This is a genomic window from Paraburkholderia sp. BL10I2N1, assembly GCF_004361815.1.
GTDB lineage: Bacteria > Pseudomonadota > Gammaproteobacteria > Burkholderiales > Burkholderiaceae > Paraburkholderia.
This window is the reverse complement of record NZ_SNWA01000001.1, coordinates 111,349-132,592: the sequence shown is the minus strand read 5'-3', so window position 1 is coordinate 132,592 and position 21,244 is coordinate 111,349. Positions and strand designations below refer to the sequence as shown.

The following is a 21,244-nucleotide window of genomic DNA, read 5'->3' as shown; positions in this document are numbered from 1 at the left end:
CGACATGAAAGAGCAGGCCCGCGGATTGCTGCATGAACCTTTAGCCCGCCGTGCATCACGACGCTGCACTGCATAACGCATTCCTGAACAGAACGGAGGGAATTCTTGAAGATGAACGAGACCACAGTACAGCTTGCACTGGGCAAGCAGAAGATCGTTGAGGACCTCAGGGTCCTGTTGACGGACTCGGAAGAAATGTTGCGGCTCGCATCCACCGTACCGGGGGAGGGTATCGAAGCGCTGCGCGAACGTTTGCGCATGCACGTCGATACGCTGCAGTCGGCGCTTGGCGATGCGCAGTCCGAAGCCAGGCAGCGCTATCGCGTCGCTGCCGACAACACCGATCGCTATGTACGCGACAACCCCTGGCAGGCGGTAGGCATTGCCGCCGGGATGGGTCTATTGCTGGGTGTGCTGGCGGCACGCTGAGTCTTCACATCCCGATTCGCGCTATCGAGGAGTTCGACATGGCACGACCAAGAATTGGCATTTTCGGTGCATTGGTGGCCGTAGGCAGTGTACTCGCGTGGCGCTGGGCGCAGCGGCATCGCGCGTCCCAGACCTATCTGAATCGCGATCTGAACCGCTGGGAAGGCGAAGGCGGCGCGGTTGCGGCCACGACGCAGACGGCGCCCGGCATGCAGGTGGGGGCGACACCGCCTGCGCCCGGCGCTGCCGGCGGGAACGGTTCAACCCACCCTGGCGGATCCGGCGACGCCTGGCCTTTCCCGCATAGCTGACCTGCTGAGAAGCGGCGCCGGCCAAGGCCGTTTCAGGCGGTCGGCCGGGGCTGGCGCCGATACGCCCTGACGCAATAAGATGTTGTCGATTGACTGTAATGACTCTGTATAGTGGAAAACCAACCACGATGTCTTTTTCACGGCTCATAAACCCGTTGATGCGTCGATGAGCAAAGTCATATGAACTTGGTCGGGCGAATCTGCGAGCCCGGATGAACAGGTTGGCGTGTGCCGATGTCGCATTGCGCCAGCCTGAGCCGCGACTGGACGCTTGCCTCCGGATCGTCTGCCGTGCGCTCGCCGCGCGTTTTCCCTAACGCTTTTAAAGCCTTCGAGACGAGATGCCACACGTATTGATTGTCGACGACGATCCTGGTACCCGCGAGGCGCTCGCCACCATCATCGCCGAGGATGGCCTGACCACGGTCACGGCTGGCGATCTGCGCGAAGCCCGCATCCAGCTGGTCCGGCAAACGCCGGATGTCATTTTCACCGACCTCAAGCTGCCAGACGGCAGTGGGGTCGACCTGTTCGAAGATCTCGATCCGCAATCGGGCGTCGAGGTCATCGTCATTACCGGCCATGCGACGGTCGAGTCGGCTGTCAACGCGCTGAAGATGGGCGCGACCGACTACCTCGTGAAGCCGATCAACATGCAGCGTGTGAAGGCGATCCTGAGCCGACTTCCGCGCGCGGGCGACCTGAAGGCGGAGATCGGCACACTGCGTGGCGAGCTGCGGCGGATGGGCCGTTTCGGTTTGATGCTCGGCAATTCGCCGGTCATGCAGGAGGTCTACGACCAGATCAGCCGCGTGGCGCCGACGGCCGCTTCCGTCATGCTGGTCGGCGAATCGGGTACGGGCAAGGAAGTCGCCGCGCAGACCGTGCACCAGCTGAGCCTGCGTCGCAAGCATGCCTTCCTTGCTGTGAATTGTGGCGCGATCTCACCCAATCTGATCGAGTCGGAAATGTTCGGTCATGAGCGCGGCTCGTTCACGGGCGCGGATCGTCAGCACAAGGGCTATTTCGAGCGCGCGAACGGTGGCACGCTGTTCCTCGATGAAATCACCGAAATGCCGATCGAGTTGCAGGTCAAGCTGCTGCGCGTGCTGGAAACGGGCATGTTCATGCGCGTCGGCACGACGAAGGAGATCGAAACCGACGTGCGCCTGATCGCCGCGACGAATCGCGATCCAGAGCAGGCCGTGTTGGAAGGTAAGCTGCGCCTTGACCTGTACCATCGTCTGAACGTATTCCCGATCAGCCTGCCGCCGTTGCGCGAGCGCAGCAAGGACGTGGAACTGCTGGCGCAGGCATTCCTCGACGAGCTCAACGAGCGTCATGGCACAAAGAAGCACTTCCCGCATGCCGTGAAAGACATGCTGCTTTCGTATCCTTGGCCGGGCAATGTGCGTGAATTGAAGAACTACGTGCAGCGTGCGCACATCATGTCCGGCACCGATTCGGACAGCACAGCGACGGTACCGTTGCAGATTTCACTGTCGAAGCCGGCGGTGGGAACGGCGGTCACGATTCCGTTCGGCACGTCGCTCGCCGAGGCCGACCGTCAGCTGATTCTCGCGACGCTGGAGCAGTGCGGCGGCGTGAAGACGCGCGCGGCGGAGATTCTCGGCATCAGCCTGAAGACCTTGTATAACCGACTCGTCGAATACGGCAATGATGCAAACCGGACCGCCGATGGCGAAGCAGACGATGAGTCTCGCGCGTTGGGCGATGCCGACGCCTGAGGCGCAGCGAAGCTCGAGTCGAAGAAGTGGGCTATCGTGTGCGTGATGGCCCGTTTTTTTGCGGCGGCATATGGCTTGCCTGAAACGGTGAACCTGCACGAGGAGCCTTTCATGCCACAACCCTATGCATTCGTGACATCCGATGCGGGGTCGCTTTTTGCACATCGGCCAGAGCCTACCGAGCCGCCGACACCGTACGAGCCGCCTGAGCCCGACCCGCCCGGTCAGCCCGATCCGGCTCCAGACCCGACGCGCGAACCTCCGGAACCGGAGACTCCACCCATCGGCGATCCTCCGCCGCAACCCAATCAGACGCCTCACATTTATGTCCGCTCGCACCGTGTAGTGAGGCGCACTTCAGCGCATCCAGCTTTTAATGTACTTGTTACAAGGCGGCCCACGTTTTTACCGGCAATTTTCGGTCCAGCACGCTAGACTATTTTTGAGTGCCACCGCTTCGGTGGCGGCCTTCCGTTGGAGGCTTCGACATGAGACACCCTGCATTGCGGCGCTCCGCCCGCCATTCGAAGCGCGATTCGCGCCCGGCAAGCGGAGTGGGCGCCCCACCTCCTGCCGTCGATCCGGCGGCACAGAACCGGCCAGCACCTCACGCCCCGCCCGACGGTGACCACAACCAGGGCGGCGCCCGTCCCGAAGGTCTTGAGTACCAGCGCGATCTCGGTTCTGAACAGGACGCCTGAGCGCTCCACGAGCGCGGAAGGGGGTTAAAAAAAACTTCTACGCGGCGCGGATTGCGCGGCGCGGTTTTGTTCGTTTGTCACATTTCCACACATTTTTATTGCCGATTTTGTGCAACGCGGCACGCGACTTGCATTACCCCAGGCGCTGAATGTCCCCGCATGCAATGCATAACTGAATGAGGTGGAGCCGAATGAGCAGATTGATCGTGGTATCGAATCGTGTCGCACCGACCCAGGAAGGCCGTCCGGCCGCCGGTGGTCTGGCGATCGGCGTGCTGGACGCGCTGAAGGAAACCGGTGGTGTGTGGTTCGGCTGGAGTGGCGAGATCGTCGGCGAACCGTCGGCGCCCGTCATCGAAAAGCAGGGCAGCGTGACATACGCCACCGTGGGCCTCACGAAACGCGACTATGACCAGTACTACCGCGGCTTTTCCAACACCACGCTGTGGCCGACCTTCCACTATCGCAATGATCTGTCGCGCTACGACAGGCAGGAGTATTCCGGCTATCTGCGCGTCAACGTGACGCTCGCCAGGCGGCTCAAGGCGTTGCTGGAGCCGGGCGACATCATCTGGGTTCACGACTACCATTTGCTGCCGTTTGCGCGGTGCCTGCGCGACCTCGGCGTGCAGAATCCCATCGGTTTCTTCCTGCACATTCCGTTTCCGGTCCCCGAAGTGCTGCGCACCGTGCCGCCGCATGAAGAACTCGTCAAGTGCATGTGCAGCTTCGATGTGGTCGGGTTCCAGACGGAGGCGGACCGCCAGTCGTTTGTGGACTACATCGAACGCGGGCGGCACGGAACATCAAGCGAAGACGGCATGGTGCACGCCTACGGCCGCTTCCTGAAGGTCGCCGCCTATCCGATCGGCATCTATCCCGACGCCATTGCGAGAGCAGCCGAGCAGTTCATCGACCGCAAGCCGGTGCGCAGCCTGCGCGACGGCATGCGCGGCCGCAAGCTGATCATGAGTGTCGACCGGCTCGACTACTCGAAGGGGCTTGTCGAACGCTTCCAGGCCTTCGAGCGGCTGCTGCTGAACGCGCCGGGCTGGCACGGCCGTGTGTCGCTGGTGCAGATCGCGCCGCCGACGCGCGCCGACGTCGCCACCTATCAACGCATCCGGCAGAACCTCGAAGGGGAAGCCGGACGGATCAACGGTCGTTTCGCACAACTCGACTGGACGCCGATCCAGTATCTGAACCGCAAGTACGAACGCAGTCTGCTGATGGCGCTATTCCGCCAGTCGCAGGTCGGATACGTGACGCCGCTGCGCGATGGGATGAACCTTGTCGCGAAGGAATACGTGGCTTCGCAGGACCCGGCGGATCCGGGCGTGCTCGTGCTGTCGCAGTTCGCCGGCGCGGCCGAGCAGTTGCCGGGCGCGCTGGTCGTGAATCCGTTCGATCTGTCGCAGATGGCCGAGGCGCTGGAGCGTGCGCTATCGATGCCGCTCGCGGAACGGCAGGCGCGTCACGCGGACATGATGGCCGCGCTGCGCGAGAACAACCTGTCTGTGTGGCGCGACAACTTCCTTGCGGATCTGCGCAACGTGGCGACGGCGTCGTCGGTGACGGCAAAGGCGGTCAAGCTCGCGGACGCGACGGCGACGTAGAAAGCCGGCGTCCACTGCGCAGAACCCGCGCAAGACAATCTTCGCGGCGGCCCTCGGTCTGCGTGCTTCAGGCAGAAGCCGGTGTGCCGCGCTGCACCACGCGCATCATGCTGACGATGGCCGCCACAATCGAAAAGCCCACTGCCACGTACAGGGCGATCGTGGGTCCGTGTTGCGGGGCAACGCCGAAGATGAGCGCGACCAGTGCGGCGCCGAGCGTCTGGCCGGTGAGCCGCGCCGTGCTGAGCATGCCGCTCGCGCCGCCGCTGCGTTCGCGCGGGGCGGACGACAGCATCGCGCGGTTGTTCGGCGACTGGAAGAGGCCAAAGCCCGCACCGCATAGCGCCATGCGCCACGCGATGTCGAACGGCTCGTGGTGTGCGCCGAGCGTGGCCAGCAGTAACAGGCCGCAGGTCATCACGATGAGGCCGATGCCGCCGAGTATCCCGGCGGAATAGCGGTCCGACAGTATCCCCGCAAGCGGTGCCGCGAAGATGATGACGAACGGCCATGGCGTCATCAGCAGGCCGGTTTGCACCTGCGAGAAGCCGAGTGTCTCCTGCAGCATGAACGGCAACGAGACGAACGCGAGCATCTGCGCGGCAAACGAACAGATCGACGTGCCGATGGACAGGGAGAAGACCGGAATCCGGAGCAGGTCGACGGGCAGGAGCGGCGCCGGCTGTGTCAACTGCCGCCGCACGAAGAAGTAGCCGATCACCGCGGCAGCGACAAACTCTGCAATCACGTAGCTGCGATGCTCCCCGTGGCCGAGACCGTCGACGGCAAAAATCAGCAGGCCGAACACGAACGCGTTCATGACGGCGCTCAGATAGTCGTAGGGAGAGTTGTGCGGCTTGTTGCGCGGCAACGCCCTGAAGCCGCCGATAACGGCCGCGATGCCGATCGGCACGTTGATCGCGAAGAGCCAGGGCCACGACGCGACGGCCAGCACGGCGGACGCGACCGTCGGGCCGACGGCCGACGAGATCGCCACGACCATCGCGTTGATCGAGATGCCCCGGCCGAGATGATCGGGCGGATAGATCATGCGCACGAGCGCGGTGTTGACGCTCATGATCCCGGCGGCGCCGAAGCCCTGAATCACGCGCGCGAGTGCGAGCATCGGCAACGAATGGGCGAGCGCGCAACCGAGCGACGCGACTGTGAAGAGAATGAGACCGGAGAGATAGACGCGTCGATAGCCGATGCGGTCGCCGAGCGAGGCGAGCGGCAGCAGTGAGATGGTGATCGCCAGTTGATAGGCGTTGATGATCCAGATCGAGCCAGCGGGGCTGGCGCGCAGATGTCTCGCGATCGTGGGCAGCGCGACATTGGCGATCGCGCTATCGAGGACCGCCAGCGTGATGCCGAGCGCGACGACGAGAATGGCGCCGTAACGTTGCGGCAAGGGCAAGCCTTGTTCGTCGGCCATCGGTACGGATCGGGCGGGTGAGGAAGCGCCCGATTGTACGGAACCGTCCTTACAGGAGGGTTGTACGCGCATCGTTCTATCGTTTGTTTGCAGGCGAGGGCGCCCGATGCACACCTGGGTCATTGAGGCATCAGGCAGGAACACGATGCATTGTCTTCCTGCCTCGCTTCGATCTGAGCCTGTACCCGGATGTCCGGTTACTTGAGCTCGTACAGACCCGTGTGCGTCGTCGAGTCGATTTCGTTCAGGTGCGTCATGAAGCGCGCAACCGCGTTAGTGGTCTCTGCGCTGACCGGCAGATTCGGCACCTTCAGCGCGTGCAGACGGAAAATATAGCGATGCGTCCTGTCGCCACGCGGCGGCGCGGCGCCGCCGAAGCCGACCGTGCCGTAGTCGTTTTGCACCTGCAGCGCGCCTTGCGGCAGCAGGCTGCCGTCGGCCTTGCCGGCATTGCGCGGCAGCGAACGGGCTTCGGCGGGAATGTTGACGACGACCCAGTGCCAGAAGCCGCTGCCAGTCGGCGCATCGGGATCGTGGACGGTCAGCGCGAAGCTTTGGGTTTCGGGTGGCGGCGCGTCCCACTGAAGCGCCGGCGAGATGTTTTCGCCGGCGCAGCCAAATGCTTTGTCGTCGTATTCCTGCGCCTTCGACATGAAGCCGTTGGTGGGAAACTCATCGGACCAGAGTCGGAAATCAGCCATCGGATGTCTCCTTCGAAGATGGTCTCAAAGTGGGCGGACGCCCCGGGTGACCGTCGGTTTATCAATCGAGTTTAGCACCGGATGTCGAATAATCTGCGCGGTTTCTGCGTGCAACGACGAAACCGGTCAGCCCCGCAGGTCGAGCGCGTCGATGTCGCTGTGCAGCCAGTCGGCGAGACGCTGGATGACGCCGTCAACGTCCCGGTTCGCGCCGCGCAAGGCGCATTCCCACACCACGGCGACGCGCCAGCCCCCCGCGTGAAGTGCGAGCTGTGCGCGTTCGTCGTTGCTGCGGTTGCGGCCGATCTTGTCGCGCCAGAACTCGGGGCGCGTCTGCGGCCATTTGAACAGATGACAGTCGTGACCGTGCCAGAAGCAGCCATGCACGAAGACCACGGCGCCGTAGCGCGGCAACACGATGTCGGGCCGGCCGGGCAGATCGCGGGCATCCAGACGGAAGCGGAACCCGCGTCGATGCAGCAGGCAGCGGATCAGGATTTCCGGTTTGGTGTTGCGGCCGCGAATGCCGGACATCATCCGGCTGCGGGTGGCCGCGTCGACGACGTCGACCATCAGGCCACCAGTGCGACGTCCTGCGGCGTGTCGTCCAGTGCCCCGCTGCCGGAAAGCAGCGCTTCCACGTGGGGTGCCATGATGCGGGCGACTTCCTGCATCACCGGCATCACAACGCTGTTGCCGAACTGGCGATAAGCCTGGGTATCGCTGACCGGAATCCGGAACGTGTCCGGAAAGCCCATCAAACGCGCGCATTCGCGCGGTGTGAGCCGTCGTGGCCGCAGCCCTTGGCCCTGATGGACCAGAATCTCGCTGCCGTCCTTGTGATAGCGCGCGGACAGCGTGCGGGTGACGCTCTCCGGATACGCCATGCCAAAGCCGAAACCGTTGCCTGCAGCACGATGCTTCTCGGCGTAGTGCTGCAGATAAGCCCATAGTTTCGGCGTCAGTGTGTACTTCGGCTGGATGCGTCGCGCGGCGTGATCGAAGAAGCGCTCGCCGTCCCAGGGGAGTACCGGTTCCTTGCCATCCGTCCGATGCAGGATCGAGCCGAGGCGCGGACCTTCTGTCGGCAGACGCAGGTCGTCCCACGAAAAATTCGTTTCGCCGCGAAAGCCCACGATAATGATCCGCTCCCGATGCTGCGGTGTGAAATGTTGGCCATCGACGACCCGGTAGTGCACTTCGTAGCCGAGTTCGTCGCGCAGGGTTTGCAGGATCACGTCGAACGTGCGGCCTTTGTCGTGCGACAGCAGGTTCTTCACGTTCTCGAGCAGAAACGCCGCCGGACGCTTCGCCGCGATAATCCGCGCGACATCGAAGAATAGCGTGCCCTGGGTGGTGCACTCGAAGCCGTGCGGCCGGCCGAGCGCGTTTTTCTTGCTGACCCCGGCAATCGAAAACGGTTGGCACGGGAAACCGCCAAGCAGGATGTCATGAGCCGGCACGTCGTCGGCGGGAAACGAGACAATGTCGCCGATGAAGGAATGGCGGCTGCAGTAGTTGTCCAAATAGGTTTTCTTCGAGAATTCGTTCCATTCGCTCGTGAAGACGCATTCGCCGCCTTGTGCCTCGAAACCCATGCGAATGCCGCCGATGCCGGCGAACAGGTCGATGAACCGGAAACGTGAGGGTGCCGCAGCGATGCCGCCGACGCCGGTGCCGGAGTTGCCGGTTGCGAGCAGCGCGCGAAGGGCGGGCCCCAGCATGGCGGGGCAAGGGGTGTCGGCCTTTTCCCAGCGTCGGACGGTCTTGATGTCCTTGCCGACGTGTCCGGCGATTTCTCGTTGTGTGTAGCGGTTGCGAGCCTGTCTGAGCAGTGCTAGCAGCGTGGCCTGGGTCACTATCGGTCCTTGCTGGGGATTTTTGCGGACATTATGACCTATAGCCGTCCCTTTTTAACCGAGCGGTGTAGATCTCGCGATGAAAAAAGTTCACGCGCCGAATGGAAGAGCGTTCGGTTCGCCGATCCACGTGAAGCTGCGGAAACCGCAGGAAGCAGCCCTGGCGGCCGGGGAGCAGGACGCTCGCGCCGGCCGCCAGTTGTTCGCGCTGCGCGGGAAGCATGGGCGATTGCCCATGGGATGGTCAACGATTGTCAATTCGCCGTGCGTGGTCTTGAGGTTGTCACACACGGCTGTATACGCTTGAGGAAGTGACGCAAGATCCTCAGCGTTGGGGGGTGTGGCTCAGCCGCGGCAGTTCGTCCGCGGCTTTTTTTCGTCGGCGGCGGACGAGCGGCTGGGGCTTCCCCGCTTCAGCCGTGTCGCGCGAGATCTGGCGCGGCAGCAGGGGACCCGGAGCGCACGTTGATGCCTGGCGGCAGATCGTGCAGGCAGAAGTGGTCCAGTTGCAGCAGCAGGCTGTCAATAGCGCACAACTGCGATTTGGTCAGGTGGTCGGCGTCGAGCAACTTGTGGAGCCGCTGCCGCCAGTAGGACGCCGGCAGGATCGGCCCGCCAAGGTCGCCGTGCAGCGCAGGCCGCATGACGCGTGCAATATGTGCGATGTCCTGGTCGATCAGCGTCGCCCGGAACGAGCCGGTGGGTGCGTTAGGTATGCGGTCCATGCCCCGTTAACGGCACCATGGCAGATCACTTTAGGGTCGAAGTGAAGATTTTTTGAGGGGTGGCTTTGGGGGCATATCGATCGTCCGTTCGACACCAACTCAGGACGCGGAAGCTGGCAGACCAGATCAATGCCAGCGCCAGCGCTGAGGTAACGACTACGGGCGTGAGGCATACTGCAAGCGCGCGACCGATCACCTAGCGTTGCCTCAGACTGACCCGGTCTGGCTGTCGGGGCTTGTCAGGTCCTGGGTTGCGCTTTCGAGAAACCGGCGCGTCGCTTCGAACGAGGCGAGCATCTGCTCCGGCCAGGGCTTTTGCAGCATGAGCGCCTGATGCTGCTCGAACGCTGCGGTCAACTCGGCGCGTAGTTCGGGCGATTTGAGGTGACGAATCAATACATGCAGCGCTATCGCGGTGGCCTGGCTGGCGCCGGCTGTCTGCATGCCTGAAACGGTGAGGGCGGCGATCTGCTTGCTGGTGTCCACGGGGTTCCCTGTGTCTTGTGCGAATGGAGTGAATGCGGATGGCCTCGCGGCCGACATCCGTGCATTTTGACATTGCGAAGCGTCACATTCCAGGCGTGGTGATCGGATTCATGATCGGGAATGGACGATTGGTCAGGCGGGGGTGTGAAAGCTCGCTTCCGTCATCGGCGTGGATACAGGAAGCAGATTGTTACCAGGCAACATGCGATGTGCCTCGGCGGAAGGATCGGATCGCTGTGGCATCACCATAGGCCACAATTACGGCGATACGGCGCGTGTCACGCGGCAACTACGCGTCGGCACTTTCTTACCCTGCTTCGGCGGCAGTCGGACGCGCGCTTGACCGGTGCCGAACCCGGACGCGAAGCTGCAGCCGTTTGTGCTGGATATATCTGCGTCTGACGGGTGACGGGGCGGGCGGTCGTCCGGTCGAAATGGTCCAGCTCAAGCAGGAGGCTATCGATTGCGACAAGCTGGGCTTTCGTCACGTGGTGCTCGTCGAGCAGTTGATGGAGGCGCCTGCGCCAGTACGCAGTAGACAGGATGGGTCCAGCAGCGTCGCCATACAGAGACGGTCGCATCACGCGTTCGATGTGCGCAATATCCTGATCGATCAATGTCGGCATGTGCATCCGTCGTGTCCTGGTTGGTTGGTCAATGACCTGGTGGTGACGAGCGCCTCATATGGAGGGCTCGTTTTCGGCGACTACGCCGCGTGGGGCAGATTGCCCATGATGGTTTCGCAGCTGTCCAGGCATCGTATGGACAAAGCGTACCGGGACACCCGGAGCGGCAATTCAATGATCAAAGGGCGACTAGCTCTCCAGTTCGCGCGGTGGGGGTGAAATGCAGTTCGCCGGCGCTGGATGACCGGCGTGGGATCTGGGAAATGGGATGAGGAAGGCGGGAATCTGACTGGTCCCCCCGACAGGAATCGAACCTGTATCTAGCGCTTAGGAGGCACTTGTTCTATCCATTGAACTACGGGGAGATAGAAAAACTAACAGGGTGGATCGGAGCCTTGCCGCTTTTGGCCGATGTCTAATCCCGTGGGCGTTTCGGCATGTCAGCTTCATCCTAAGTGAAGCGCCGCGAACCATTACTGCCTGCCAGCTTTATCGGATCACCGGTCAGACTTTCGTTGCGAGACGACTCTCTGGCCGGGGTATCGATCCTGCACTGTGATTCAGTTGCCGGACCGGATAAATATGGCTTGAATCACGCTGCTCGGCAAGCGCCAGCGTGCCCAAATTCGCCAGCGAGGGAGGAGTATAGCAAAGACGCTCGACACAAAGGCTATGGCGGAACCGCGAGCACCTGAATGGTGACCACCTCAAACGGATCAGTTCAAGCCGCCCCATAAAGCAAATGGCCCGACAGATCCGGGCCTGTCGGGCCATACATATGTACCGAGGCGATTCTGTCGACGAAAGGCGCGAACCTGCCCCCGCACCCCGATGCAGGATCGTCCTTAGAATTCGACGACGGCGAATTCCGCCTTGCCCACATCGCACAGTGGGCAGCGCCAGTCTTCCGGGATGTCGGCGAAGCGCGTGCCTGCCGGGATGCCTTCTTCCGGGAGGCCTTCTTCTTCGTTGTAGATCCAGCCGCAAATCAGGCAGACCCAGCTCTTGTACTCAATGATCACTTCGCTCACGACGCACTCTTTCTTCAGTTCAATAACCCGCGCGTTCTGCCCCCGAGTTGCGAGGTGCGCGGCGAGCCGCAATCTTACAGGAATTCGCAAAATGCCTTCTGCATAGCGTTGTCGCGCTTGCCGGCGCCCCATGGGCGCGGGCTGTTACGAAGCGCGGTGCTCCGCTCCGTCATACGCCCGGTGTATGCTCTGCAGCGCGGCCTCGCTCGCCTGCTCGACAACCATCGATGGATCTCCAGCCTCGGGGCGGCAGTTGCGCACCAGGTGAGCCGCCTGTCTGCGACTTGCAGTGTGCCTTGCGCGTCTGGATTCGCACGGTGTCGGCCGCTTTCCTCAAGGAGAAGACGATGCTCAAGAACAAATGGCTGGCCAGCGCCGTGTTTGCCGGTTTGCTAATCGTGTCTGGTGTGGCGCGGGCAAACGGGGTGTCGTTTGTGGCGCCGACGGACGGCGCCACCGTCAGCAATCCCGTGCACGTGGTGTTTGCCGTCGATGGAATGAAGATCGCACCCGCCGGTACGATGACCGAAGGCACGGGCCATCACCATCTGCTGGTCGATGGCGCACCGCTGCCAAAGGGTGAAGTGATCCCGGTCGGCGACAGGTCGCTCCACTTTGGCAAGGGGCAGACGGAAACGGACCTGACGCTCCCGCCGGGCGATCACAAGCTTACATTGCAGTTTGGCGACGGCGCGCATCGCTCGTATGGCCCGGAGATGAGCAAGACGATCACGGTACACGTGAAGTAACAGGCTGCGGCCGGGCGCGCATGAGAACTCATGATCGCATGGGGTTTCTGCGCGCCGGCGCCTTCGCCTCTGGCGGTGTGCGAGCGCATTATCCGCACTAACCGGGCTGAATCAAGCTGGCCAGACGGCCTATGCCATCCGGCGGACGGGCATAGACTTCGGCGCCCGGTACAATGAGCAGTTCCGATTCATCGCGGTCTTCTTCTTTTTCCCCATGTCGCTTTACACCATTACCGGGGCGCAACTGGCGTTCGGTCACGTCGCGTTGCTCGATCACGCGGATTTCTCTCTCGAGGCGGGCGAGCGCGTCGGGCTGATCGGCCGCAACGGCGCAGGCAAGTCGTCGCTGCTCAAGATTGTCGCCGACCTGACGAAGCCGGACGACGGGCTCGTTACGCGCCAGCAAAACCTGACGACGGTCTACGTGCCGCAGGAGCCCGAGTTCGATGGCGACGCGTCGGTATTCGATACCGTCGCCGCCGGGCTGACCCACGCACGCGCGCTGCTGGACGAATACGACGTGGTCGCGCACCGTCTTGCCGAAACGCCCGAAGGCGCAGAACACGATGCGCTGCTCGCGCGGATGAACACGCTGCAGTCGTCGCTCGATGCGATCGATGCGTGGAACTGGCGCATGCGTGTCTCCACGACGCTCGCGCAGATCGGCCTGGACGGTGATGCCCGCGTGGGCGCGCTGTCGGGCGGCATGCAGAAACGGGTGGCGCTTGCGCGTGCGCTGGTGGTGCAACCGGACGTGTTGCTGCTCGACGAGCCAACCAACCACCTCGACTTCGATGGCATCCGCTGGCTTGAAGATCTGCTGATCGCGCAGCGCTCGGGGCTGCTTTTCATTACCCACGACCGCGCGTTTCTCGACCGGGTCGCGACGCGCATTGTCGAGCTCGACCGCGGACGGCTGCTGTCGTACCCGGGTAACTTCTCTGCCTATCAGACACGCAAGGCGCAGCAACTGGAAGTCGAGCGCATCGAGAACGAGAAGTTCGACAAGTTGCTCGCGCAGGAAGAAGTCTGGATCCGCAAGGGCGTCGAGGCGCGCCGCACGCGCAGCGTCGGCCGCATCGGGCGGCTCGTGCAGATGCGCCAGGAACGCGCGGAACGCCGCAATGCGCTTGGCAACGTCAAGCTGGATGTAGGGCAGGGCGAGAAGTCCGGCAAGATCGTCGCGGAACTGATTGACGTGACGAAGCGCTATGGCGCACGCACGGTGGTCGACCGTTTTTCGACGACGGTGATACGTGGCGACAAGATCGGCTTCATCGGGCCGAATGGCGCGGGCAAGACGACGCTGCTGAAGCTGATCCTTGGCGAACTTGCGCCCGACGAGGGCAAGGTGCGTATTGGCACGAACCTGCAGGTCGCGTACTTTGACCAGATGCGGGCGCAACTGGACCAGGAGAAGAGTCTTGCCGACACCATCAGCCCGGGCAGCGAGTGGGTCGAAGTCAGCGGCACGAAGAAGCACGTCATGAGTTATCTCGGCGACTTCCTGTTCGCGCCGGAGCGGGCGCGTTCGCCGGTGAAGTCGCTCTCGGGCGGTGAGCGCAACCGCCTGCTGCTCGCGCGACTGTTCGCGCGGCCGGCCAACGTACTGGTGCTCGACGAACCCACCAACGACCTCGACATTCCGACACTGGAACTGCTCGAAGAACTGCTGACCGACTACGACGGTACCGTGCTGCTGGTGAGCCACGATCGCGCGTTTCTGGATAATGTCGTGACGTCGGTGATCGCGTCCGAAGGCGAGGGCAGGTGGCGCGAATATGTCGGCGGCTTCACGGACTGGCAGGTGCAGAGCGCCCGGTCGCAGCAGCTCGCGCAAAACGAGACGCCGAAAGAGGCAGTGAAGGAAGCGGCACCGAAGGACAGTGCCGCTGGCCGCAACGCGCAGCGCACGGTGAAGCTTTCATTCAAGGAGCAGCGCGAACTGGAAGCGTTGCCCGAGCAGATCGCAAAGCTTGAAACGGAGCAGAAGACCATCGGCGCCCAGCTTGAAGACGGCTCGATCTTTGCAAGAGACGCGCAGGAAGGCGCGCGCTTGACCGAGCGTTACGCTGCGATCGACGACGAATTGCTGCTCGCCCTGGAACGTTGGGAAGAATTGGAGAGCAAGCGGAAGTGAGGTGCCGGGCGAACCGTGGGCGGTCGCTTGCGGTTCATATCACCCAAATTGCCGCGCGCATCGAAATCAGTAAAATACCCCGCGAACCTGTTTCCTGTGGCGGTCGCGTCGCACGACCGCCACGCAGGTTGCAGGCAATAAAAGGATTGCCCGTGTTGCGGGCACGCCATTCACCCCGTTGTTTCGTTTCGCTTTTTTTGAAAACTCAACGGTTTGTCCACGCAGATGTCCACAGGACCTGTGGACAACGATGAACCGACGGACCACAGCAAGCCATGTCTACGAAAAAGCCAAACGCCGCGTATAGCGAAGCGTCGATCAAGGTGCTGAAGGGCCTGGAGCCGGTCAAGCAACGGCCCGGCATGTACACGCGCACCGAAAATCCGCTGCACATCATTCAGGAAGTCATCGACAACGCGGCCGACGAAGCCCTCGGCGGCTACGGACGTCAGATCATCGTCACGTTGCATACGGATCAGTCCGTGTCCGTCGAGGACGACGCCCGCGGCATCCCGTTCGGGATGCACCCCGAAGAGGGTGTGCCGGTCGTCGAGATCGTGTTCACACGCCTGCACGCGGGCGGCAAGTTCGACAAGGCCGCCGGCGGCGCGTACACGTTCTCGGGCGGCCTGCACGGCGTTGGCGTGTCGGTGACCAACGCGCTGTCTACGCGCCTCGACGTCACGGTCTGGCGCGACGGCAAGGTCGCCGAACTCGGCTTTGCCGACGGCGATGTCGTCAAGCCGCTGGAAGTGCGCCCCGCCACGCGTTCGGACAAGAAGTCGGGCACGCGCGTGCGTGCCTGGGCCAATCCGAAATATTTCGACTCGCCGAATTTGCCAATCGGCGACCTGCAGCGCCTGTTGCGCTCAAAGGCAGTGCTGCTGCCAGGCGTCGAAGTCACGCTCATCAATGAGAAAACCGGCGAGCAGCAAAGCTGGAAGTACCAAGACGGTTTGCGCGGCTATCTGCTCGAAGGCATGGCCGGGAGCGACCTGCTGATTCCGCTCTTCGAAGGCGAGCGCTACGCGGAAAGCTCGCGCTCGAACGAGGAGACCTTTGCCGAAGGCGAAGGCGCAGCGTGGGTCGTCGCGTGGAGCGAGGAAGGTCCGCTCACGCGCGAGTCGTACGTCAACCTGATTCCGACGCCCGCCGGCGGCACGCATGAATCCGGTCTGCGCGAAGGTCTTTTCCAGGCGGTCAAGAGCTTCGTCGAGTTGCACAATCTTCAGCCGAAGGGCGTGAAGCTGCTCGCGGATGACGTGTTCGCCCGCGTGTCGTTCGTGCTGTCGGCGAAGGTGCTCGATCCGCAGTTTCAAGGGCAGATCAAGGAGCGCCTGAATAGCCGCGACGCGGTCAAGCTGGTCTCTTCGTTTGCCCGTCCGGCGCTCGAGTTGTGGCTCAATCAGCACGTCGAGCACGGCAAGAAGCTCGCCGACCTCGTCATCAAGCAGGCCCAGGCGCGCACGCGCGCCGGCCAGAAGGTCGAGAAGCGCAAGGGTTCGGGTGTCGCTGTGCTGCCAGGCAAGCTGACAGACTGCGAATCGACCGAAATCGGCCGCAATGAACTCTTCCTCGTCGAAGGTGATTCGGCAGGCGGTTCGGCCAAGATGGGGCGCGACAAAGAATATCAGGCGATCCTGCCGCTGCGCGGCAAGGTGCTCAACACGTGGGAAACCGAGCGCGACCGCCTCTTCGCGAATAACGAAGTGCACGATATCTCGGTGGCGATCGGCGTCGATCCGCATGGTCCCGACGACAACGCCGACCTGTCGAACCTTCGTTACGGCAAGATCTGCATCCTGTCGGATGCGGACGTCGACGGCGCGCACATCCAGGTGCTGCTGCTCACGCTCTTCTTCAAGCATTTTCCGCAGCTGATCGAACGCGGGCACGTGTGTGTTGCGCGGCCGCCGCTCTTTCGCGTCGATGCTCCGGCGCGCGGCAAGAAGCCGGCGCAGAAACTGTATGCGCTGGACGAAGGCGAACTCGAAGCGATCCTCGACAAGCTGCGCAAGGACGGCGTGCGTGAATCGCAATGGACCATCAGCCGCTTCAAGGGCCTCGGCGAAATGAGCGCCGAGCAGTTGTGGGACACGACGATGAACCCGGACACGCGGCGTCTGTCGCCCGTCTCGCTCGGCGAACTCGATTTCGACGCGACCGTCGCACGCATGACGATGCTGATGGGCAAGGGCGAAGCGGCGTCGCGGCGCAGCTGGCTCGAAGAGAAGGGCAACGAAGTCGAAGCGGACATTTGAGCGCGCTGACGCATCCTGCGAGCGCTGCTCTCACGCCAAACCACGGACACGACATCTAGATGGACGATAACACTCCCGATCTTTTCACCGAGGCGGTGCCCGCCGGCGGCTCCCTGACGCTCGGCAACTACGCGGAACGCGCGTATCTCGACTACGCGGTGAGCGTCGTCAAGGGGCGCGCGCTGCCCGACGTCTGCGACGGCCAGAAGCCGGTGCAGCGCCGCATCCTGTATGCGATGAACGAGATGGGTCTCGCCGACAATGCGAAGCCGGTGAAGTCGGCGCGCGTGGTCGGCGACGTGCTGGGCAAGTATCACCCGCACGGCGACCAGTCCGCGTACGACGCGCTCGTGCGGCTCGCGCAGGATTTCTCGATGCGCTATCCGCTCATCGACGGGCAGGGCAACTTTGGCTCGCGCGACGGCGACGGCGCAGCGGCAATGCGCTACACCGAAGCGCGCCTCACGCCGATCGCCAAACTGCTGCTCGACGAAATCGACCAGGGTACGGTCGACTTCATGCCGAACTACGACGGCTCGTTCGAAGAGCCGAAGCTGCTGCCCGCGCGTTTGCCGTTCGTGCTGCTCAACGGTGCATCTGGCATCGCGGTGGGTCTGGCAACGGAGATCCCGTCGCACAACCTGCGCGAAGTCGCGGCGGCGGCAGTCACCATGATCCGGCATCCGACGCTCCCGCATGCCGAACTGATGCAGCACGTCCCGGGTCCGGATTTCCCCGGCGGCGGCCAGATCATTTCGAGCGAAGCGGAAATCTCGGCGGCCTATGAAACCGGCCGCGGCAGCCTGAAGGTGCGCGCGCGCTGGAAGATCGAAGACCTCGCGCGGGGTCAGTGGCAGCTCGTCATCACCGAATTGCCGCCGAACACGTCGGGCCAGAAGGTGCTCGAGGAAATCGAGGAGCAGACGAACCCGAAGATCAAGCTCGGCAAGAAAACCCTCACGCCCGAGCAGTTGCAGACGAAGCAGACGATGCTCGCCCTGCTTGACGCGGTGCGCGACGAATCGGGCAAGGATGCGCCGGTGCGTCTCGTGTTCGAGCCGAAGTCGAGCCGAATCGACCAGACGGAATTCGTCAATACGCTGCTCGCGCATACGAGCCTCGAATCGAACGCGTCGCTCAATCTGGTGATGGTGGGCGGCGATGGCCGGCCGCGTCAGAAGGGCCTCATCGAGATCCTTCAGGAGTGGATCAGCTTCCGCTTCGCGACCGTCACGCGCCGCACGCAGCACCGGCTGATGAAGGTCAACGACCGGATTCACATCCTCGAAGGCCGGATGATCGTCTTTTTGAATATCGACGAAGTCATCCGCATCATTCGCGAGTCGGACGAACCGAAGGCTGCGCTGATCTCGGCCTTTGGTCTGTCGGACCGCCAGGCCGAGGACATTCTTGAAATCCGCCTGCGTCAGCTGGCGCGGCTCGAGAAGATCAAGATCGAGAAGGAACTCGGTGAATTGCGCGACGAGAAGGCGAGGCTCGAAGAACTGTTGGGTAGCGAATCCGCGATGAAGCGTCTGCTCATCAAGGAAATCGAAGGCGACGCGAAGCAGTACGGCGACGATCGCCGCACGCTGATCCAGCAGGAAAAGCGCGCGACCTTCGAGGCGCGCGTGGTCGACGAGCCGGTCACGGTTGTTGTCTCGCAGAAGGGCTGGGTGCGCTCGCTCAAGGGCCACGGCCTCGATCCGGCTGGCTTCACGTTCAAGGCGGGTGACGGCCTCTACGCGGCGTTCCAGTGCCGCACGCCCGATACACTGATCGCGTGGGGCAGCAAAGGGCGCGTCTATTCGGTTGCGGTCGCCATGTTGCCGGGCGGTCGCGGCGATGGCGTGCCGGTCACGTCGCTGATCGAACTGGAGTCGGGCACGCACCTGATGCACTACTACGCGGCGTCGGCGGAGCAGGCGCTGCTGCTTGCGTCGAGCAACAGCTTCGGCTTCATCGCGAAGGTGGGCGACATGGTGAGCCGTGTCAAGGCGGGCAAGTCATTTATGACCATCGACGAAGGCGCGACGCCGCTCGCGCCGATGCCGATGTTGCCGGACGCGACGCACGTTGCGTGTCTATCGAGCGTTGGGCGCATTCTCGTGTTCGGCCTCGATGAAATGAAGACGCTGTCGGGCGGTGGACGCGGCGTCACGCTGATAGCGCTCGATCCGAAGGAAACGCTCGTGCAGGCGCTGGCGATCGGCAAGGCGGGCGTGGTGCTGGTCGGTACGGGCCGTGGCGGCAAACCGCAGGAAGAGACGCTGGCTGGTGCAGCACTGGCTCCGCATATCGGCAAGCGGGCGCGCAAGGGCCGTGCGCCGGATACGAAGCTGAAGCTGCTGGGTCTGCGGCCGGCGCTGGCAGGCTGAGGCTGAGCGCGGGTCAGGCGGTTAGCCGGTGGCAGGGGTTGCACCGGCTCATCAAGTCACCCCGTCATCGGCGCGATTGACGTAGCACATGCGTTCGGGGGAGCGTGTGCGCTACTGGCTTCTGCGTCTGACCTGCATTCAACATTTGCACAGGCGACGTAGCTGTAGCGCGCCTGTATGTAAATCAAACACAAAGATGAACTGCGGTGCGAGACAGTGGTCGAACGCGCTCATAAGCCGCGCCAACGGAGCGCGGCCCCCGCCATCGAGAAAGGAAAATAACCATGACCAAAGCCATTGAAATTGAAGTCGCGCTCTTTCTGCATCTGCTCGGTGTGGCCGTGTGGGTCGGCGGCATGGTCTTCGCGCATTTCTGTCTGCGGCCGGCGCTTGCCGATCTGTCTCCGCAACTGCGTCTGCCGCTCTGGGAATCCGTGTTTGCGCGCTTCTTCAACTGGGTCGCGGCCGCTGTGCTGGTGATCCTGTTGTCGGGTGGTTTCCTGCTGATGCAGTTCGGCGGCGGTCACGCATCCTGGACGCTGCACGCGATGGCCGGTCTCGGCATCGTGATGATGCTGATCTTCGGACACATCCGCTTTGCGGTGTATCCGCGCATCCGTCGCGCGGTACAGGCGCAGAACTGGCCGGACGGCGCACGCGCAGTCGGTACAGTGCGCCGGCTGGTCGTCATCAATCTGGTTCTCGGTGTGGTGACGATCGGCGTCGCGGTGATGTCGCGCGGGTTTTAGGCGTCGCGTCGTGGCGAGGTGCGTCTCCTGAACGCGCTCACACGATGTGTCGATAAACGAGCCACAGTCCACACGCGAGACCGACCGTCCCGTATACCGCATACACCGGCAGCCTGAGCTTCGCGAAACACACCAGTGAGAACAGCGCAGTGACAAGGTAGACCGGCTGAAGCGGCACGCGATAGCCGATCTTCAACACGGCGACGGCAAGAAACGCTGTCGTCACCGCCCGCAACACCCGCATGCCGTGCTCGAAGCGCGGGTGTGTCTTCAACTGGTACAGATGCCGCTGGGCAAGCACGACGAGGCAACCGGAAGGCACGAATAGCGCGACCGTTGCAATCAGCGCGCCAACCCAGCCGTCGATCAGATAGCCGAAGAACGGAATGACATTCAGGAGCGGCCCGGGCGAGAGCGGCGAGAGTGAGAATGCCAGCGTGAAATCGTTGTCGGATACGCCGATCGCGGGCGTGACGAACAGGGTCTTCAGTACCGGTAGCGCCGAGAAGCCGCCGCCGAAGAGCGTCATCCCGGCGCCGGCAAGGCGCGGCCACAGAAGCGCTAACTCGTAATCATGCGGCAACGGGACAGCGAACAGCACGACCAGCACGCCGAGCCACAACAGCAACTGACGGTCGCCCGAGCCGACCGATATCTCCAGTCTTGCCTTCTGCACGGGGCTTGTCACCCAGCCCGACGCGAACGCGCTGCCCAGTATCACGACATACGCCGCCGGACTGTGCGCGAAGAAGAGCGCGATACAGGCGAGTACCGCCACACTCCACTCGAGCCGACCGCGCACGAGCGCGCGCGTCTGCTTGTACCAGGTGACGGCGATCAGCGTCGCGAGCACGACGCTGAAGTGATTGAGCAGGGTTTCCGAAGCGGCCGCGCGAATCAGCGGCGTGCGATAGAAGATTGCGAACAGGGTCATCAGCATGAAGAAGGGCAGCACGCTTGCGATGCCAGCGACCCATGCGCCCGCGCGTCCGCGCAATGTATGACCCAACTGCACGGCGACGTTGCAACCCACCGGCCCTGGCACCATCCACGCGAGCGCAATCAGGTCGGAGAATGCGAGGCGCGACAGCCGCTCCTCGCGTTCCACGTAGTGATGCTCCAGTTGTGCCATCAGTGCGAGGCCGCCCCACGACAGCGCGGACAGGCCGCACACGACGCGAAAGAGCGTCCACAGTGGTTCGCGCTCACCGAGCCGCGTGGCTTCCCTCGTCGTGGTCATGTGCATGGCAAATCCGCGCCGGGCGCGCCGTACGCGTATTCTATCTTCGGGCCTGGCAG

At 63.0% G+C, this 21,244-nt stretch carries 19 protein-coding genes, 1 tRNA gene and 1 pseudogene; 11 read left to right on the top strand and 10 right to left on the bottom strand.

The window, feature by feature from the left end; translation table 11 throughout:
* The first annotated feature begins 111 nt into the window (after positions 1-111).
* The 6 genes and pseudogenes from B0G77_RS00640 (at position 112) to otsA (ending at position 4,805) form a co-directional block, all read left to right on the top strand.
* Positions 112-429 (top strand): DUF883 family protein, encoded by a 318-nt coding sequence (locus B0G77_RS00640; RefSeq protein WP_133660400.1) that lies wholly within the window; start codon positions 112-114, stop codon positions 427-429.
* Between the two features lie 38 nt (positions 430-467).
* A complete protein-coding gene (locus B0G77_RS00635; protein ID WP_133660399.1) occupies positions 468-740 on the top strand; it encodes a hypothetical protein in 273 nt (90 codons plus the stop codon).
* 341 nt (positions 741-1,081) lie between these two features.
* The gene (locus B0G77_RS00630) at positions 1,082-2,488 is read left to right on the top strand and encodes a sigma-54 dependent transcriptional regulator (RefSeq protein ID WP_133660398.1); all 1,407 of its coding nucleotides are present in this window, start codon (positions 1,082-1,084) and stop codon (positions 2,486-2,488) included.
* 111 nt (positions 2,489-2,599) lie between these two features.
* Positions 2,600-2,806, top strand: a pseudogene (locus tag B0G77_RS43995) (hypothetical protein); the annotation flags it as partial.
* Between the two features lie 170 nt (positions 2,807-2,976).
* A complete protein-coding gene (locus tag B0G77_RS00620; protein WP_133660397.1) occupies positions 2,977-3,189 on the top strand; it encodes a hypothetical protein in 213 nt (70 codons plus the stop codon).
* Positions 3,190-3,380: 191 nt separating this feature from the next.
* A complete protein-coding gene (gene otsA / locus B0G77_RS00615; protein WP_133660396.1) occupies positions 3,381-4,805 on the top strand; it encodes an alpha,alpha-trehalose-phosphate synthase (UDP-forming) in 1,425 nt (474 codons plus the stop codon).
* A 67-nt stretch (positions 4,806-4,872) separates the two neighbouring features.
* Here otsA and B0G77_RS00610 read toward each other — a convergent pair whose 3' ends face one another.
* From B0G77_RS00610 to B0G77_RS00570, 9 genes are all read right to left on the bottom strand, one after another.
* Positions 4,873-6,312, bottom strand: a complete 1,440-nt coding sequence (locus B0G77_RS00610; protein ID WP_133660395.1) for an MFS transporter — start codon at positions 6,310-6,312, stop codon at positions 4,873-4,875.
* A gap of 125 nt (positions 6,313-6,437) precedes the next feature.
* On the bottom strand, positions 6,438-6,941 hold the full coding sequence (locus B0G77_RS00605; RefSeq protein ID WP_133660394.1) for a YbhB/YbcL family Raf kinase inhibitor-like protein: 504 nt from the start codon (positions 6,939-6,941) through the stop codon (positions 6,438-6,440).
* Positions 6,942-7,067: 126 nt separating this feature from the next.
* A complete protein-coding gene (locus B0G77_RS00600) occupies positions 7,068-7,514 on the bottom strand; it encodes a very short patch repair endonuclease (RefSeq protein WP_133660393.1) in 447 nt (148 codons plus the stop codon).
* Positions 7,514-8,800, bottom strand: a complete 1,287-nt coding sequence (gene dcm, locus B0G77_RS00595) for a DNA (cytosine-5-)-methyltransferase (RefSeq protein WP_133660392.1) — start codon at positions 8,798-8,800, stop codon at positions 7,514-7,516. Before dcm ends, B0G77_RS00600 begins: the two co-directional genes overlap by 1 nt.
* A gap of 413 nt (positions 8,801-9,213) precedes the next feature.
* Positions 9,214-9,525, bottom strand: a complete 312-nt coding sequence (locus tag B0G77_RS00590; RefSeq protein ID WP_133660391.1) for a hypothetical protein — start codon at positions 9,523-9,525, stop codon at positions 9,214-9,216.
* Positions 9,526-9,732: 207 nt separating this feature from the next.
* Positions 9,733-10,011 (bottom strand): hypothetical protein, encoded by a 279-nt coding sequence (locus B0G77_RS00585; RefSeq protein ID WP_133660390.1) that lies wholly within the window; start codon positions 10,009-10,011, stop codon positions 9,733-9,735.
* 278 nt (positions 10,012-10,289) lie between these two features.
* On the bottom strand, positions 10,290-10,637 hold the full coding sequence (locus tag B0G77_RS43990; protein ID WP_243751084.1) for a hypothetical protein: 348 nt from the start codon (positions 10,635-10,637) through the stop codon (positions 10,290-10,292).
* A 290-nt stretch (positions 10,638-10,927) separates the two neighbouring features.
* Positions 10,928-11,002: transfer RNA gene (locus B0G77_RS00575), tRNA-Arg, on the bottom strand.
* Between the two features lie 480 nt (positions 11,003-11,482).
* Complete coding sequence (locus B0G77_RS00570; RefSeq protein WP_133660389.1) at positions 11,483-11,668, bottom strand: rubredoxin; 186 nt, start codon at positions 11,666-11,668, stop codon at positions 11,483-11,485.
* 347 nt (positions 11,669-12,015) lie between these two features.
* Here B0G77_RS00570 and B0G77_RS00565 point away from each other — a divergent pair, with 347 nt between their 5' ends.
* From B0G77_RS00565 to B0G77_RS00545, 5 genes are all read left to right on the top strand, one after another.
* Complete coding sequence (locus tag B0G77_RS00565) at positions 12,016-12,417, top strand: DUF4399 domain-containing protein (protein WP_133660388.1); 402 nt, start codon at positions 12,016-12,018, stop codon at positions 12,415-12,417.
* A gap of 214 nt (positions 12,418-12,631) precedes the next feature.
* Positions 12,632-14,557: an ATP-binding cassette domain-containing protein gene (locus B0G77_RS00560; protein ID WP_133660387.1), complete on the top strand. Its 1,926-nt coding sequence runs from the start codon at positions 12,632-12,634 to the stop codon at positions 14,555-14,557.
* A 275-nt stretch (positions 14,558-14,832) separates the two neighbouring features.
* Positions 14,833-16,818, top strand: coding sequence for a DNA topoisomerase IV subunit B (locus tag B0G77_RS00555; protein WP_133660386.1), 1,986 nt, complete (start codon positions 14,833-14,835; stop codon positions 16,816-16,818).
* A 59-nt stretch (positions 16,819-16,877) separates the two neighbouring features.
* Positions 16,878-19,196, top strand: coding sequence for a DNA topoisomerase IV subunit A (gene parC, locus B0G77_RS00550; protein WP_133660385.1), 2,319 nt, complete (start codon positions 16,878-16,880; stop codon positions 19,194-19,196).
* Between the two features lie 284 nt (positions 19,197-19,480).
* Positions 19,481-19,945 (top strand): CopD family protein, encoded by a 465-nt coding sequence (locus B0G77_RS00545; protein WP_133660384.1) that lies wholly within the window; start codon positions 19,481-19,483, stop codon positions 19,943-19,945.
* A gap of 37 nt (positions 19,946-19,982) precedes the next feature.
* Here B0G77_RS00545 and B0G77_RS00540 read toward each other — a convergent pair whose 3' ends face one another.
* On the bottom strand, positions 19,983-21,191 hold the full coding sequence (locus tag B0G77_RS00540; protein ID WP_133660383.1) for a chromate transporter: 1,209 nt from the start codon (positions 21,189-21,191) through the stop codon (positions 19,983-19,985).
* Positions 21,192-21,244: the final 53 nt, after the last annotated feature.